Source organism: Aquimarina sp. MMG016, assembly GCF_018100805.1.
In the GTDB taxonomy this organism is placed as follows: Bacteria; Bacteroidota; Bacteroidia; order Flavobacteriales; family Flavobacteriaceae; genus Aquimarina.
In genome coordinates, this window is record NZ_JAGJEA010000003.1 from 356,923 (window position 1) to 373,082 (window position 16,160).

A 16,160-nucleotide genomic window follows, 5' to 3' on the forward strand; every position below is an offset into this window, starting at 1 on the left:
AGTTCATAATTGTAAGAAATTAATTATTAAGGGTGAATTAAAAGTTGTAAAAATCGAAAAAAAAATTCAACTACAATCCATATTGTCTATATAAAAATTAGCTGTATTTCTCAGAACTAACAAGTCATTTCTGACAGGGTTTTCAAGTTTAATTGTATTTTAGTCAGTCAACTAAGATTTTTTTAATTATAATGCATCTGCTATGCTATTGAAAAAGATTATAATTATTCTTATACTATTAATGTCTTTTGTTGGCTATTCTCAAGAAAAAAAAGAACAGCTTAGAGCCACATTAATATCTGAATCTACCCTAATGAAACCTGTAGGTCCACTAATTGGCAAAAAGCTAATTCCAGAAACTCTACGTACTGGAGAAATCAACCCTAAACAAAAAGATGCCAATAGAGTAGTACCTGGAAAAGGGCTGCCAAAAGGCAAGGATGCTTTACTTAATAAACAAGAAAATGCTCAAAATCTAAGGACAAGTAAAACCCCTTCTCTAGTTTTTGAAGCCTCTTCTACATTCAGGGCTCCTTCTGACCCAACCGGTGCCGTAGGGCCTAATCACTATGTAAGCGCTAGAAATTCTGCCTTTACAATTCATGATAAAAATGGAACGGTATTGGTTCAATCTACGTCATTAGCTAATATTTTTCCCAGAGAAACGCTAGGAGATCCGATAGTATTTTATGATAGTTTTGCAGATCGTTTTGTGATTACCCAATTTTCAGATTCTCCCAATGGTTTTTTAGTAGCGGTTTGTCAAGGTTCTGATCCTGTAAATGATGGTTGGTTTACGTATAGGTTTAATACCGGCTCTTTTCCGGACTATACCAAATTTTCCATTTGGTCAGATGGATATTATGTTACTGCCAATAAAGATCAGGGAACGCAACAAACAAGTGAAGTCGTTTTTGTAATTGAAAGAGAAAAAATGTTAGCCGGTGCCTCTAATGCACAGATGGTTGGTTTTCCTCTTCCTGGAGCAAGAATTGGAGGGTTTTACAGCCCTGCTGGTTTTAATGCCATGGGAAATACGCCTCCACCACCAGGAGATGCAAGAATAATTTACTTTCAGGATGATTCCTGGCAAGGAGTTACTGAAGATGCATTAAAACTTTGGACAATTAATATAAATTGGGCTAGTCCTAGCCTATCGACAATTACTGAAGCAGAAGAATTAACGGTAAGTGGGGGAGATATTACAGCCTTTGACTCGGTATTTGATGGTACTTCTTTCAGCAACTTACCTCAACCTGAAGAAGGCAGCTTAGATATAGATGTATTACAAGGCACAGTAATGTATGCCACTAATTATAGAAGATTTTGTGATTATAATTCTGTTTTGCTCAATTTTGCAATAGATATTGATGACAGACCTAATTCTGATAATATTTCAGCCATTAGATGGTATGAATTAAGACAAAATGGCGATGGGCAACCTTGGACTGTTTTTCAGGAAGGAACCCATGCTTCTCCGAATGGAAAAAGTGCGTGGTGTGCCAGTTTAGCAATGGACATATTTGGTAATATTGGGATGGCTTATACTACTATGGGTACAGTTGCCAATTTGGCCAATGAAGATAGTTTTCCATCCATTAGATATACAGGTAGGTTGGCTGATGACCCATCGGGAACCATGACTTTCTCAGAACAGGATATTATTATCGGAACAGATATACAACGAAACGGCGGTGAACGTTATGGAGACTATGCTCAAATCACCGTTGACCCTATTGATGATAGTACTTTTTGGCATATTGCAGAATATTTTGAAAACACCGGAGATAATGCCAGAAATATTGTGGGTGTTTTTAAAATTGCATCCGATGTTACTAATGATGTAGGTGTCGTAAGTATTGATAGTCCTACAGATGCTACACTTACCAATGCAGAAGTGATTTCGGTTACGATAAAGAATTTTGGTACAACAACTCAAACAAATATCCCTATCAGTTATTCAATTAATGGTAGCACTCCAATAGAAGAGATTTTTACAGGATCTTTAGCTGGTGGACAGACAACTTCTTTTTCTTTCAACACTACTACAAACTTATCATCAGGAACGAGTTTTATAATAGACGCAGAGACTAATTTGTCTAATGATACTATGCCGCAAAATGATTGTGCAAGTAGTAATGTAAAAAACTTACTCCCCAATGATGTAGGAGTTTCGGCTTTGATTTCTCCTGTTTCAGGAGGCGGGTTTTCTGCCACTCAATCTGTTACCATTTTAATTCAAAACTTTGGTGGGGTAGAACAATCTGATATACCAGTATATTATATTTTAGATTCAGGACAACAAATCAATGAAGTTTTTACTGGCACTATTAACTCCGGAGAATCTGCTCAATATACATTCTCGCAAACTGTTGACCTTTCAGAATTTAATACATACGTTTTTCAATTAGGCACTAATTTGGATAACGATCAGGATAATACAAATGATTCAATTACTCAAGAAATAATTCACGAATTGTGTTCTCCTATTTCTAATTGTTCCCAATTTGGTGATGGATTAACATCTTTTACATTATCTAATATTTCAAACACCATTATTTCTTGCAATACAGGATATGAGGATTTTACGGATTTAATTATCAATCTAGACAAATCTCTAGGAATTTATTCTTTAGACGTACGAACTGGATTTGCCCGAAATGATGAAGAAAAAATGTCCATATGGATCGATTTTAATGACAATTCAGTTTTTGAGGCGACCGAACTAATTCTTAGTAATGCAATACTCTCTAATGCTAATATTGATCTTAATTTTACTATAGTATTAGGTCCTAATACTATACCCGGAAGACATACTATGAGAGTTCGTGCTGGAGACACTTCTAATAACAATGGCGCGCCATTGAATGACCCTTGTGGAGCCATGGATTTTGGAACCACCCATGACTATACTGTAGATATAGGAGAAAACACCTCTCCTATTACTGATGTTGTTATTATTGGCAAAGACGATGATTTATTTGACATCGTAATGAGTGATTCTAATGCTCCAAATGAATTACGCCTATATGTGTTTTCTATTACCGGTCAATTAATTGTATCCAAAATGGTTTTAAAAAACCCGAATGGAACATTTATCTACCCCAACTTAGATATGTCTTATGCCAGTACTGGTATCTATTTTGTGCGTTTCGGAGGTAATGAAAACAATAGATCTAAGAGTTTTATAGTTAAATAAAACTATTCAGAACGTTTACTAATTTCTATAATAGAAACAGGTCTGGCCTCAGTACATCTGCTTGGCATTCTCAGGCTTGCAAACTTTACCCATACTTTATCTGGAATACCATCCTTAAAAAAATCCTTTAAATTAATTGGATCCAGATTATCTTTATACTCTTCTACATTAAGAATATGTGGGCAACCTTCTGATTTACCCAAAGTAATAGTTCCTTTGCTAAAGCCTTGTTCATTCATCTTTTGAGAACTTATTTGTTGAGCACTTTCCTTTGGTGCTTGTTCTTCTTTTCCTTCGGAGCTAATTTTTGTCCCACAAGCGATAAAATTAAATACTACAATAAAACAACAAATTTTTATAAGCCCGTTCATAATGATTTGATTTTGAAATATAAAGATCAGAAAAAATATTAGAAATATGCTCTTAATTGTACACTTCCCGTATGAATTGTAGAAGAAGCTTCACTTTTTCTTCCTAAATAAGACACATTAAGATCTAGATATTTGGTCAATTTCTTTTGTGCCAGCAGAGACCAGGTATAATTATCGCCAGGCTGCAAACCATTAAGCAACTGATATCCAACGGGTGAGAAGGCATTTCCAGTAAAATCATTATCAAAGTAATTAAACTCTCCTGAAATCGACATTTGTTGTTTATTAGCATAGGCAAAAGAAACTCCCAATTTTTGTTGTGATAAAGCTTCAACCCCAGATTCGTTTTCTTGGTCATTAAATAAATAAAAAGCACTGAACTGCGTTCGATCAGATAACAGATAAGATAATTTAGGTTCTATTTTAATTCCTTCTAAAAGGTAATTTCTATTTGCAAAATTTTCAGCAATACTCTCTGTTTCCAACAACTCATTCTTTAAGTCAAAAAGCCATGTCTTTGCCATTTTATGGGTAAACGTAAATTGGTGATTTTTCAAGGTATTCTCCTGAAGCCCCGTTACCAAAAGATTGGTGTTTCTGGAGGAAAGGTATGTGTAGGAAGTCGTATATCGTTGTTTACCACGATTAAAGAATAGAGTGTTTCTAAAACTTAGATTCAAAGCCAATTCATTATCGCTTTCGCGGAAAGGGTTTAGTTCAAAAGAATTGTTCTCTCTCAGATTTTTTCTATCAACAATATAAGAGGTCTGATTGTAGAAATGTGATAGTAGTTTTTTGGTTTTACTCTCCGATCCTGACCAGGACAAAGGATTCAAAGTAATAATTTGGCTTAATCGATTCTGATGTGTTTTTACGAATATCTGATTAGGCAACAAAACTCTTAGGTATGTTGCTTCATCGGTAAATTGAGCAATCTCGAATTCCTCCAATTCCTGAATTCCATTACTATTATAATCATTCCAGGTGTAAGTTCCCAACCCCGGATCAACCTCTACATAGGTAAACTCTTGTTGGGGCAATGTTCCACTATTAGTTTCGAAAACAGTATTCCAATTGATCTTGTTGCTAAAAAATCGTTGATTGTATAACAATCTAGAATTCAATGATTGTTCATCGTCTGTATTTTGATCTTCATTATCCAATCTTCTATAATTGACAAATAACGACAATTGAGTATTGGAAGAGTTTATCAAATTTGATTTTAAATAATAGGTATTCGAAACACTAATCTGATCTAGTTTATTATTCCTTACACTATCATTAAGTCGGTATCTATATCCTAATTCTGCATAAATTTTGGTACTATCACCTACTCCAGCATATACTTCATAAGATTTAAATCGTTGTGTATTTAATGTAAATGTTTGATCACTAAGATTAATCTCTTTATTTTCTTCTATTGCTACATTGGTACCAATCCAGTTTTTAGGAAAACTATATGCTAATCGACCATACATCCTAAAAAATCTGGAATCTAACTGTTCATTTTTACTATTCAATAAACTAGCGTGCATCGAAGTTTTAATTCTTTTAAATGCCAGATCAGAATTTAGATTATGACGATTCCCGTTATAGTTTTCAGAAAAATTTAAATGCTGAAAAGAATAACGAGCAAAACCTTTTTCAGGATGAAGTAACTCCACGCCAGAGGTTAGAAATTGTTGATCACCTAAGGGGTTATTCAGGTTCCAGTCACGGTTGAATTCTACATTATAAATACGTTCCACACTTTTAAACCGATCCTGAATATAATCTCCATTGGCCAATGCATTCATCGACCAGCTACTGTCTCTGGCAAAAATTCGTTGTTGTAATTGCACTCTTCCTGCTACTCCATCATTATCATCATCGTCTAGGTCAGAAAACAAATTCAGATCGTTTTTACTCCCTGCAATCTCGAATGTAATCGAAGTTTTCTCATTAGGAATGTACGACCCTTGCACTACTGCAGTTTGTATTTTTGTCGGCGCTTGCAACTGAATTACAGGGGCAAAATTACCTTGTGGAATCCCATTAACCGGAGCAACATATTCAAAAATTCTACTTATCGTATTCACATCTCCAATAATATAATCACCTTGGTTATCCCCAACCAAAGAGAAACGCACATTAAACAATTCATCTTCAGGGTTATTAGAAAACACAAAGATTTCTTGTCCATCAACAATATCTCTTCGATATAAAATTTTATTTTCACTAAAAGTATCCGGCACTGCTGATGGTGAAATCATCTGTGTACGATCATCACCTGCATTGGATAAAATTTCTCTTTGAGGATCATTTAGGTTCTGCTGCAAAGGTTGATTTTTAGCATCATTTTCTGAATATACAGAAGCACCTATTTTTAACTTCTCACTCTGGTGACTTCCTCCACCATATACGATAATTCTAGAATAGCTTCGGTCTGTGGTTTGATATTCTATAGATATCCTCATATCAGAAGTAATTGGATATGTCGGGTTAAAACGTACTTCACCAGCATTATAATCAATGATATAATCTTTGTTTTCTCCACGTTCTAAAAGCAGTCCATTTACATACACACGTTCACTTCCTGATACAATAAGGATAAAAAGTTCTCCATTGGGCCCTGTTAATTTATAAGGACCTTGATTACCTTCCTGACCTGTAAATTGACTACGAGTAAATACACCTCTTACCAATGCTCCGGAAGCAAAAAGATCTGTTTTGGATTCGGGGTGATGAAGTGTTCCGTTTATAGAAATCCCTTGTACATTTTTGGTAAATCGATTGAAGTAGCTTGTCGTGTTTTGTAATTGTACATCTCCTGCTCTAATATTCCAATTTTTACTGTATAATTCGATAAACACTTGATCAAACTCATCCAAGTTTTGAGAATATCCACTCTGCTGTACTGGCACGTTTGCATCTTGTATCGAAGCTCGGAGCGAAATATTATCACTGATCTTACCAGAAATCTGTAAATCTAATTCAGAATTCAAAACTGTGTTTTGATTACTTCCTACGGTAACTCCTCTAGAAATACTTCCGTTTGTAGTGAGTCCATCAAAAGGCCTGAATTCAGTTTTATTTCTAGCTTCAGATAAACTATACAGTTTTTGTAGATCTCCTTTTCGTTCAACAATCAAGGAAGGGTCAAACTCGAAATATTTTTTAGTTAAAAAATCCGGGTATCGATAATAGTGAATAGTGATCGAATCATTTTCTGACAAAACCTTTGGGGAAAGTAACAGTGCTGCATTCTCGAAATTAGCTTTATATAAAGCGCTTTCAATTAACTCATTGTTTTTAGTAAACACCTTAAAATCAAAAGAATTAATACTTACTGAATCAATACGAATCGTATCCTGAACCTGAACTTTCTTACTTCTAAAATGAATAGAAGTATCTTGTCCCCAAGCAGAACCTATACCGAAAAAGAGTAAAATACCTAAAACCTTAATGATACGCATCATGTACAAAACTAAAGCTTTTCAGCCTTTGTTATTATAGTAAACTTCTTTTATAGTGTCTGGCCGGAAATACAACAATATCAAATTTGCACCTTTTTGCGAAATTTAAGTTTTTTTTACTCGTTTGATGCTAAGGCATCTACTTCGTAAAAGAAAAATCAAAATTTCATCAAAAATACCTCAAATTATAAAAATCGTCTATCTCCAACCAGGCACTATTAGCTTTGGTTTGTGCAACATTGGTCAGGAAATTGTGTATTTAATAACGATAAAAACAGCGTTTGGTTATCTTGCCAACTCAAAAAAAATGTTGATGTATTACTATAGAGCAATCTGGAAATACTGGTGTGATATAAATATGTACAATTTTACTTTTTGTCTTTTTATGTCTCTTATTGTTGGTTTTGGATGGGGTGTTTTTATGTTTAGCACCATTGGCATTTTAATCGGCAGACAGTGTTTTAAGGTCTTTAAGAATGATGAGTATTACTTATATCATAATTTAGGGTTTTCAAAACCTACGCTCTTGATTATAGTATTTTTAATAAATCTGATGTTCGTTTTTCCTATAGCTTTATTTCTACTGATTTTTAAATTTTTAGATTCGTGAATAGTTTATACATAAAAAATCTAAATAAATCCTTTGGTAAAAATATCGTGCTTAACGATATCTCTATACAATGTCATACTGGAGAAATTTTAGGAATATTTGGAAAAAATGGCACAGGAAAATCAACATTGCTTAAATGTATTTTTGGAACCCTAAAAGCCAATTCTGCAGAAATACTTATTAATAAAACTCGTATATCACCGAAAAAAGTAATTACAGATGGTAGCATAGGGTATCTTCCTCAGGATTCGTTTTTACCAAAAGAAAAAACGGTAAGAAATATCATTCCACTTTTATTTCCTGATGGAGATGATCAAGACAGAATCTTCTATTCAGAAGGGATTTATAAAATAGAAACCCGAAAAGTAGGAAAATTATCTCTGGGAGAACTAAGATATTTAGAGGTTTTAATATTAGCTCACTTAAATCATCAGTTCTTAATGTTAGATGAGCCTTTTTCTATGATTCAGCCTATGTATAAAGATTTAATAAAAAATCTACTATTATCATTAAAGGATAAGAAAGGAATCATTGTAACAGATCACTATTATCGTGATGTATTAGAAGTAACAGACAGAAATATTCTAATCAAAGAAGGAAAAACTCACGAAATACATAACATACAAGACTTAAAAGACAAAGGATATCTAAGATCTTAAAAGGGTCTTAAACCAAAGATCCCGTTGAAAAAGCGGGATTAGCCTGCCTGTCATCCACCAGGTAGGCAGGTTCAACTATCTATTTTGAACTCTCCACCTAAGGCGGATTTTCAAAATAGAGTTTCACTAATAATACCTCAAGAATATAATCGTTTTTATGATTTTAGAATATCTTAGCTACAACTTTATTAAGACATACCCCTATGAAACTTTTAAATCTGTTTGTTCTATTCATAATAATCACCATTACTTCCTCTGCACAAACTGCAAATGATACAATTCTGGCTTCTCAATATTATAAAAAGGCGGATTCACTATTAACCGAAAGAAAACTGGATAGCTCTATTGTCTATTTTAAAAAAGCTTTGCCTATTTATGAAAAAGCCGAGGCTTGGGAAAAAGTGGCTGGATGTTATAATAGAATATCGGAAAATCAATGGCGAAATCGAAAATTAGAAACATCTCTACTAAACGCTAGAGAAGCTATAAAAATAAGTGAGAAACATCTTAAAAAAGAGAATCAAGAAGAGGCGTATGCTTATGATAATATTGGCGAATATTATTACTCAATATCAGATTATAAAACCGCACTGTTTTTTTATGAAAACGCACTGAATATTAAGAATAAAGTTTCTTTAAAAAATAAATTTAACCTTGCTAAATCTTATACTAATATTGGTCAAGTATATAGTAGAAAGGCGGCTTATGATTTAGCAATAAAATACTTTAAAAAAAGTGAATTAATTTATAAAAAAAGTGATGATAAAAGTAATTCAGAAATTGTTTTAACATATAATAGCATAGGAGATAGCTACAACCAGAAAGGAGAATACGAAAAAGCTTTAAAATATTTTAACAAAGCTATTGATATCCAAATAAAAAAATCCGGAAAAAAATCTTTAAAAATCGCACCGCTTTTTGGTAATATAGCTATCACATATACCAAAAGAGGAGACTATGATAAAGCTCTAGAATACTTCCAGGACGCCTTAATAATATTTATTGAAAAATTCGGTAAAAATCATCCTTATGTATCAAATGCATACAACGGTATAGGGGGAGTGTATTTTTTAAAAGGACAATATGATAAAGCTTTAGAATACTCAAAAAAATCTCTGAATATCAAATTAGAAAAGTTAAACCCTAGCCATACTGAACTCATAAATCCATATTATAATATTGGTGTTCTTTTTGAGCAAGAAAAAATTAATGATAAAGCTCTTTCTTATTTTGACAAAGCGCTATCGATAAGTAAAAAAGCTTTCGGAGAAAACCATGTAAGTATTGGAATGTTAAACCATAGTATTGGGACAGTTTATCAAAATAAAATGGATTATGATGAAGCATTAAAACATCATGAAAAAGGGCTAGAAATGTATTCATCTATATTAGGAGATAACTCTCCAAAAACAGCAGAATCCTATTTCCATCTTGGTACTACATATCAAGAAAAAGGAGATTATGATAACGCGGTTAAAAACTACACATATGCTTTGAAAGTTCTGGAAAATGCATTTGGAAAAAGTAATCAAAAAATAGCAGATGCATATAGACGTATTGGAGACTGTTACTATCAAAAAAAACAATACGAAAAAGCTTTGACTCAATACGAAAAAGCATTTAACTCGAACTCTAAAGGCGATACAAATACAATGAAAAATAAGAAATTAGACCCAAATAACTTTCGTGATCTAACAGTTTTACTTAATACACTTATAAGTAAAGCTAATACCTTGAAAACACAGTATAAAATTGATAAGGATAAAACAAATCTGGAAAAAAGTATTAATGTTTATTCAAGCATTAATACTTTGACTAATTTTATTAGAGGAACCTATTCCAAATACAATGATAAAATTAATTTTGCTAAAAAAACAAAAGAAGTCTATAAAGAAGCTATTGAAGCACAACTATTATTACAAAATCATAACAAAGGCAAAGAAACTCTTAATCAAGTATTTAATTATGCCGAAAAAAGTAAAGCAACTACATTAAAAGGGTTGTTAAACAATGCTGATGCCAAAACTTTTTCTGGATTACCAATAAACTTTATTAGTCTGGAAAAAGAACTCAAAATTGACAAAGCCTTTTATCAGTCCAAAATCAACAAAGAAATATCTAAAAAGGAAATAGATTCAACAAAACTTTCAAATTACGAAAACAAACTCTTCGACATTAACAGAAGACAAGATTCCCTAACTGAAGTTCTGGAGAAAAGCTACCCAAAATACCATCAATTAAAATATAATAATGAGGTCATTTCTGTCAAAGAAGTTCAAAAGAATCTGAATGACAACCAGACATTGTTAGAGTTCTTTGTAGCCGATAGTATCACCTATGCTTTTACCATTTCAAAAAACGAATTGAATGTTAAAGAGTTATCTACTCCAAAACTCGAAGAGAAAATAGAACAGCTAAGAGAAGGAGTTCTAAAGAAGAATACTAAAACGTATAAGAATGTTGCTTATCAATTATATCAAACACTCATTGCTCCTGTAAAAGATCAAATTATAGGCAAAGAACTCATCATAGTGCCTGATGGCCCTCTCTGGCATCTTAATTTTGATCTCCTGCTTACCAAAGATGATGACTCTAATGATCCAAAAGAGCTTTCTTATCTCTTAAAAGATTATGCCATTACCTATGCCAATTCCGCAACTTTGCTATTTAACTCGTTTAAAACTCATAAACCTGTAGAAAAATTACAAGAATGCCTTGCTTTTTCTTTTACGGATAGTACGAATGTTGTAGAAACCAAAACTATGGATCTTGCTGTACTCAGAGGAACCGATGATGACCTACCAGGAACACGCGAAGAGATCAAAGCCATCGCAGATATCATTGATGGGCAATATTTTTATGGATCAGAAGCTAATGAAACTAATTTTAAGAAAAATGCTTCTCAATATAATATTTTGCATCTGGCATTGCACGGAGATGTAGATAACGAACGACCTGAAAATTCTAAGCTCTATTTTACCAAAAGTAAAGACACCATAGAAGATAACTTATTATACAGTCATGAGCTTTTTGCATTAGATATTCCTGCGGAGCTAACCGTACTGAGTGCATGTAATACGGGTACTGGTAAAATTGCCACCGGAGAAGGCATTATGAGTTTAGGTAATGCTTTTCAATACGCTGGAACCAAAAGTTTATTGCTAAGCAGTTGGGAGGTCAATGATCAAATCGCTCCTACTTTAATGAAGTCCTTTTATGCAAACCTAAAAGAAGGCATGAACAAAGCGCAAGCTTTGCAACAAGCTAAATTAAAACATCTCAATACAGCAACAATAAACAGAACTGATCCTTTTTATTGGGGTGGGTTTTATTTAGTTGGAGATGCCTCTCCTATCGAATTTAATGATTCTAATTATCTGTATTGGATTCTTGGGTTTAGTATTTTAGCAATTATCTTACTAAGTTTGTTTTGGTATAAGAAGAGGGTAAAGACCAATTAAATAATAGTATCCAAAGACTTTGAATAAAGTTTATTATAAAAGTCTGTTAACGTTCCAAAGCAGGGCTTTGAAAATCTTTTTCCACCAGTATAAGATTTGTTTTACGTTAAAAAATCTTGAAGCCTTGGAAAGATTTTAGTAAAATAAATCTGGTTTTGGCTTAGTCCAAAAATACCTTGGAAAAAGCGCCTTTTCTTTTGTTTCGTTTTCTTTGGACGAGCAAAGAAAATGAAAAGGAAGAATCAGAACTAATAAGTTTAATGTTAAAAAAATACAACTATAAAAATCAGGTTGCTACAGAATAAGTTAATAACAATTTGTCTAAGTGTAGATGAATACAACGAAATAGATAATAAAGAATAAATGAAAATAATATCATACAACGTAAACGGAATACGCGCAGCATTAAACAAAGGATTTATCGATTGGTTACAACAAGCTGATCCAGATGTAATCTGCCTTCAGGAGATTAAAGCAACCAAAGAGCAATTAGATCTTGATATATTCACCAAAGCTGGATATTCATATAACTATTGGTATAGTGCTCAGAAAAAAGGATATAGTGGAGTCGCTATTTTATCCAAAACAGAACCTGATCATATTGAATATGGTACCGGTATCGAATATATGGACAACGAAGGTCGGAACCTTAGAGCTGATTTTAATGGTGTTTCTGTAATGAGCTTATATCTACCAAGTGGTTCAAATATAGAACGAGTAGAACACAAGTTAAAATATATGGCAGATTTCCAGGAATATATTAATAACCTAAAAAAGGAATACCCTAATCTGGTTATTCTTGGGGATTATAATATTTGTCATCAAGCCATTGACATCCATGATCCTGTTCGCAATAAAAATGTATCCGGTTTTCTACCTGTAGAACGTGAGTGGATTGGTAATTTTATTGATAGCGGATTTATAGATTCTTTTAGACATTTTAATTCAGAGCCTCATCAATATTCGTGGTGGAGTTATCGTGCTAATGCCCGTAACAATAACAAAGGATGGCGTTTAGATTACGGAATGGTGGCTCAACCATTACAAGATAAATTAAAAAGAGGCGTTATATTATCAGAGGCAAAACATAGTGACCATTGCCCGATAATGGTCGAACTAGATGTCTAAAAACATTTGTCACACTGAGCTCTTCGAAAGGTCATTAAAGAACTGATATACTTTTCGATAGAGTCAAATTGATATTAAAATCAAAAAAGCATGATCAAAAAAATTGCCATATTGGCTATAACAGGAACACTGATGATGTCTTGTGTTTCTGCTAAAGTTCACAAAGAGTTAGAAAGCAAATATGCTCGTCTGAAGCGAGAAAATCGTAAAATGGAAGATGAGTTGGCTAGTTTTGAAAAAACAAAAGATGCACTAAAGCAGCTTCAGGATCAACATGAAAAACTAAAGGCTGAAAAGGATGAATTACAACGCAATTATGATGCTGCTGTAGCTAATTATGAAAATCTAAAGAATTCTTATGATGCTTTAGAAAAAAATAGTTCTGCTGCCATTGCAAAAAACAGTAAGCGTAATAGAGAATTGCTAAAACAGCTGGAAGAAAAAGAAAGAGCGCTAGCATCAGAACGTAATCGATTAGATAAGCTACAAAGAGATTTGGATTCTCGTTCTCAAAGAGTAGATGAACTAGAAGGGTTAATTGCCGCGCAAGACGCTAAAATGCAAGGCCTTAAAACTGCAATATCCAAAGCTTTAAGAAATTTTGAAGGCAAAGGGCTTACGGTGGTAGAGCGCGATGGTAAGGTTTATATTTCTATGGAAAATAAACTATTATTTGAATCCGGAAGTTGGGCTGTAGGTATACAAGGTAAACAAGCTGTAAAGCAATTAGGTTCTGTATTGGCCGAAAACCCTGATATTGCTGTATTGATAGAAGGTCATACCGATAATGTACCTTACACAGGTAATGCTCAATTATCCGGTAATTGGGATTTGTCTACTAAACGTGCGACAGCGATAGTAAATCTTTTATTAGAAAACAGTAGGATAGATGCTCAGAATCTTACTGCTGCTGGTCGAGGAGAGTTTGCACCGATTGCTTCTAACGAAACCTCAACAGGCAAAGCCAAGAACAGACGTATCGAAGTAATTCTGACACCTAAACTTGATGAGATTAGTAAGCTGTTGAATGATATATAATAAATAAAAAAGCTCCCAAAATTGGGAGCTTTTCTTTATATTCTGTTTGTATACTTACATTAAAGACTATTTAGTATGTTTTCAACTTCTTCTCTGTTATCCTCTTTCATGTTATCTTTAACACGTCTTAAAACATCGAGGAATTTATTGACTACTTTGTTAGCTAAAAGTGGATCTCCACCTAATGAAATTTCTTTACCTGCAGAAGTAATTAGAGTAAATCTATGGGCATCTACATTTATACCTTCAACTTTCCTTTTTGCTAATGAAGTAACTCCTGTTTTTTTAACAATTGATACAACATTTCCGTGAGCGGTTACCTTATCCGTATATTCAGAAATGTCTTTAGCTAAAGGATATAATTCAGTTTGAAAAAGTTCACTTAGCTCTTTGTTGTTCTTTTGTTGTGCTTGAACAGACAATCCTGTACCTAGCACGAATAATAGTAGAAATAGTTTTTTCATAATAATATTTGGGTGTTAAATAATTTGGTTTTAAGCTTTCTTAGATATTTCAATAATATGGTAACGCAATACCATTCTTTTTATTGTTAAAATATCCTTAATCGCTCGTTCAAAATAATCAATTTATTTGATAATTTCCAAAAAGTGTGCCACGAATTTAGTAAACAAAAATAAAATCCTTAATTATGCATATATTGAAAAAGCATAAAAATAAAGAAGATAGGAAATAAAAGGGGTTGCCAGACGTTTATGACACCCGATTAATCTAAAACTATAAACCAAATGAAGAGGTTACCCATTTTTGTAATAATACTATTATCCATGATCAGGGGAGTAAGTCAGGAAAGTGAAGAAGAATACCAGAACGAAGAAGAAATACAAAGTGAAGAAGAGGTACAGCAGGAGGATGAAGGGCAAAACAACTACTTCGACATCTATGAATACTTTAGCTTTACCAATGACGAGTATGCTAATGCTCTGGATAAGGTAAATGATCTATACCCAAAAGATCAAAATATCCTGTATGCTTTTGTAGTAGAGGTTCAAAATGACAAAATATTAAAAGATCGCTTATTCGGGGAATTGATTGTAAAACCAAAAAAAAAGAAGCCTTATAAAGGTAAAGACGCCCCAGGTTTTTTTTGTGTCCTGCAAGGCCTTATAGAAAATAAAGCAGTATACGATGAAGTCATTAAGAATGGTAGCTCCGAGGGGCACGCCAGAAATGTCGCTGCCCTCGCCGAAAGAACTGTTCGTAGAAAATGTGGTATCGCCAAAAAGGCAAATCCGGAATAGTACAAACTGTTTCTATATTCCCAGCAAAAAAATGCACGTCAGAAACCGAGGAAAAGAAGGCAGTGATGATCGTCTATTCGGCGATACTGCTATGGTAGCAAAACTTAAAGAAGCGGCAAAAGACATGTGCTATTTGCTAAGCAGAGGTTTTGCAGAGAAATCTTCGGTACAACTTGTCGGCAACCGATATAAGCTCAACTCTAGACAACAAAAAGCACTTATGGGAATGAGTTCCGGTGAAAAAAGTATCCTTTTTAGAAAAAATCATTCCATATCTCATCTTAACTTAAAAAATCAAACCATTGCCATTGATGGGTTTAATCTATTAATCCTTTTAGAAAGTGCTTTATCCGGAGCTTATATTTTCAGAGGTTTGGATGGTTACTACCGTGATATTTCTAGTGTACACGGTTCTTATAAAAGAGTTCAAAAAACTGAAGAAGTTATTGTAATGGTGGGTAAATACTTAAATGAATTAGAAGTTTCCTCAGTACATTGGTATTTTGATTCACCTGTTTCTAATAGCGGTAGACTAAAAACTTTACTTCGCGAATTAGCAGAAGAACATAAATTTCCTTGGGAAATTGACCTGGTTCATAATCCAGACAAAATACTGGCTGAATCCAGTCAAATTATAGTAAGTTCTGATGCTTGGGTATTAGACAGAGCTGAAAGAAATTTTAATTTACCTGATTATCTTTTTGGTGAAATACCTAGTATTTCTTTGGTAACAGCCGAATAATTCTTCAAAACGCATATTCCCTCAATCAAAACAATACTTCACTCATTTTGAGTTTTGCACGACTTTTGATACTACTACTTTTGGATAAACCAATCATAAAAATTTAGGTTGGTTGTATGAGGAATTAAATTTTTGGTTGGTTAGTTGTGTAACGGGTGTGACAGTTGGGGTAGTCGCATCCGTTTCTTTTTATGATAATTTTTACAGTAACTAATATCATAGTTTCTAATTTTGGCAT

Annotated in this window: 10 protein-coding genes; 7 read left to right on the forward strand and 3 right to left on the reverse strand. The window is 33.3% G+C overall.

What is annotated here, in order from left to right; all coding sequences use genetic code 11:
• Positions 1–202 precede the first annotated feature (202 nt).
• The gene (locus J8M14_RS07850) at positions 203–3,199 is read left to right on the forward strand and encodes a T9SS type A sorting domain-containing protein (RefSeq protein WP_211074042.1); all 2,997 of its coding nucleotides are present in this window, start codon (positions 203–205) and stop codon (positions 3,197–3,199) included.
• Between the two features lie 2 nt (positions 3,200–3,201).
• Here the strand turns inward: J8M14_RS07850 and J8M14_RS07855 are convergent, their stop codons facing one another.
• Together J8M14_RS07855 and J8M14_RS07860 are read right to left on the reverse strand one after the other, a co-directional pair.
• On the reverse strand, positions 3,202–3,570 hold the full coding sequence (locus J8M14_RS07855; protein WP_211074043.1) for a hypothetical protein: 369 nt from the start codon (positions 3,568–3,570) through the stop codon (positions 3,202–3,204).
• A gap of 38 nt (positions 3,571–3,608) precedes the next feature.
• Complete coding sequence (locus tag J8M14_RS07860; RefSeq protein WP_211074044.1) at positions 3,609–7,028, reverse strand: hypothetical protein; 3,420 nt, start codon at positions 7,026–7,028, stop codon at positions 3,609–3,611.
• Between the two features lie 603 nt (positions 7,029–7,631).
• Between J8M14_RS07860 and J8M14_RS07865 the strand changes: the two genes are divergently transcribed.
• From J8M14_RS07865 to J8M14_RS07880, 4 genes are all read left to right on the forward strand, one after another.
• Positions 7,632–8,294 carry an ATP-binding cassette domain-containing protein gene (locus tag J8M14_RS07865; protein WP_211074045.1) on the forward strand — a complete coding sequence of 221 codons (663 nt, stop codon included), beginning with the start codon at positions 7,632–7,634 and terminating at the stop codon, positions 8,292–8,294.
• A gap of 203 nt (positions 8,295–8,497) precedes the next feature.
• Positions 8,498–11,755 carry a tetratricopeptide repeat protein gene (locus J8M14_RS07870; RefSeq protein ID WP_211074046.1) on the forward strand — a complete coding sequence of 1,086 codons (3,258 nt, stop codon included), beginning with the start codon at positions 8,498–8,500 and terminating at the stop codon, positions 11,753–11,755.
• A gap of 363 nt (positions 11,756–12,118) precedes the next feature.
• A complete protein-coding gene (locus tag J8M14_RS07875) occupies positions 12,119–12,883 on the forward strand; it encodes an exodeoxyribonuclease III (protein WP_211074047.1) in 765 nt (254 codons plus the stop codon).
• 90 nt (positions 12,884–12,973) lie between these two features.
• The gene (locus tag J8M14_RS07880) at positions 12,974–13,921 is read left to right on the forward strand and encodes an OmpA family protein (protein ID WP_211074048.1); all 948 of its coding nucleotides are present in this window, start codon (positions 12,974–12,976) and stop codon (positions 13,919–13,921) included.
• Between the two features lie 59 nt (positions 13,922–13,980).
• Here the strand turns inward: J8M14_RS07880 and J8M14_RS07885 are convergent, their stop codons facing one another.
• The gene (locus J8M14_RS07885) at positions 13,981–14,385 is read right to left on the reverse strand and encodes a hypothetical protein (RefSeq protein ID WP_211074049.1); all 405 of its coding nucleotides are present in this window, start codon (positions 14,383–14,385) and stop codon (positions 13,981–13,983) included.
• Between the two features lie 282 nt (positions 14,386–14,667).
• Here J8M14_RS07885 and J8M14_RS07890 point away from each other — a divergent pair, with 282 nt between their 5' ends.
• Positions 14,668–15,180: a hypothetical protein gene (locus J8M14_RS07890; RefSeq protein WP_211074050.1), complete on the forward strand. Its 513-nt coding sequence runs from the start codon at positions 14,668–14,670 to the stop codon at positions 15,178–15,180.
• A 31-nt stretch (positions 15,181–15,211) separates the two neighbouring features.
• Complete coding sequence (locus tag J8M14_RS07895; RefSeq protein ID WP_211074051.1) at positions 15,212–15,922, forward strand: DUF434 domain-containing protein; 711 nt, start codon at positions 15,212–15,214, stop codon at positions 15,920–15,922.
• The last annotated feature ends 238 nt before the right edge of the window (positions 15,923–16,160 follow it).

Excerpts from the sequence above, each read along its gene's own strand:
- J8M14_RS07850 (WP_211074042.1), top strand. The coding sequence starts at position 203 with ATGCTATTGAAAAAGATTATAATTATTCTTATACTATTAATGTCTTTT.
- J8M14_RS07855 (WP_211074043.1), bottom strand. The coding sequence starts at position 3,570 with ATGAACGGGCTTATAAAAATTTGTTGTTTTATTGTAGTATTTAATTTT.
- J8M14_RS07860 (WP_211074044.1), bottom strand. The coding sequence starts at position 7,028 with ATGATGCGTATCATTAAGGTTTTAGGTATTTTACTCTTTTTCGGTATA.
- J8M14_RS07870 (WP_211074046.1), top strand. The coding sequence starts at position 8,498 with ATGAAACTTTTAAATCTGTTTGTTCTATTCATAATAATCACCATTACT.
- J8M14_RS07875 (WP_211074047.1), top strand. The coding sequence starts at position 12,119 with ATGAAAATAATATCATACAACGTAAACGGAATACGCGCAGCATTAAAC.
- J8M14_RS07880 (WP_211074048.1), top strand. The coding sequence starts at position 12,974 with ATGATCAAAAAAATTGCCATATTGGCTATAACAGGAACACTGATGATG.
- J8M14_RS07885 (WP_211074049.1), bottom strand. The coding sequence starts at position 14,385 with ATGAAAAAACTATTTCTACTATTATTCGTGCTAGGTACAGGATTGTCT.
- J8M14_RS07890 (WP_211074050.1), top strand. The coding sequence starts at position 14,668 with ATGAAGAGGTTACCCATTTTTGTAATAATACTATTATCCATGATCAGG.
- J8M14_RS07895 (WP_211074051.1), top strand. The coding sequence starts at position 15,212 with ATGCACGTCAGAAACCGAGGAAAAGAAGGCAGTGATGATCGTCTATTC.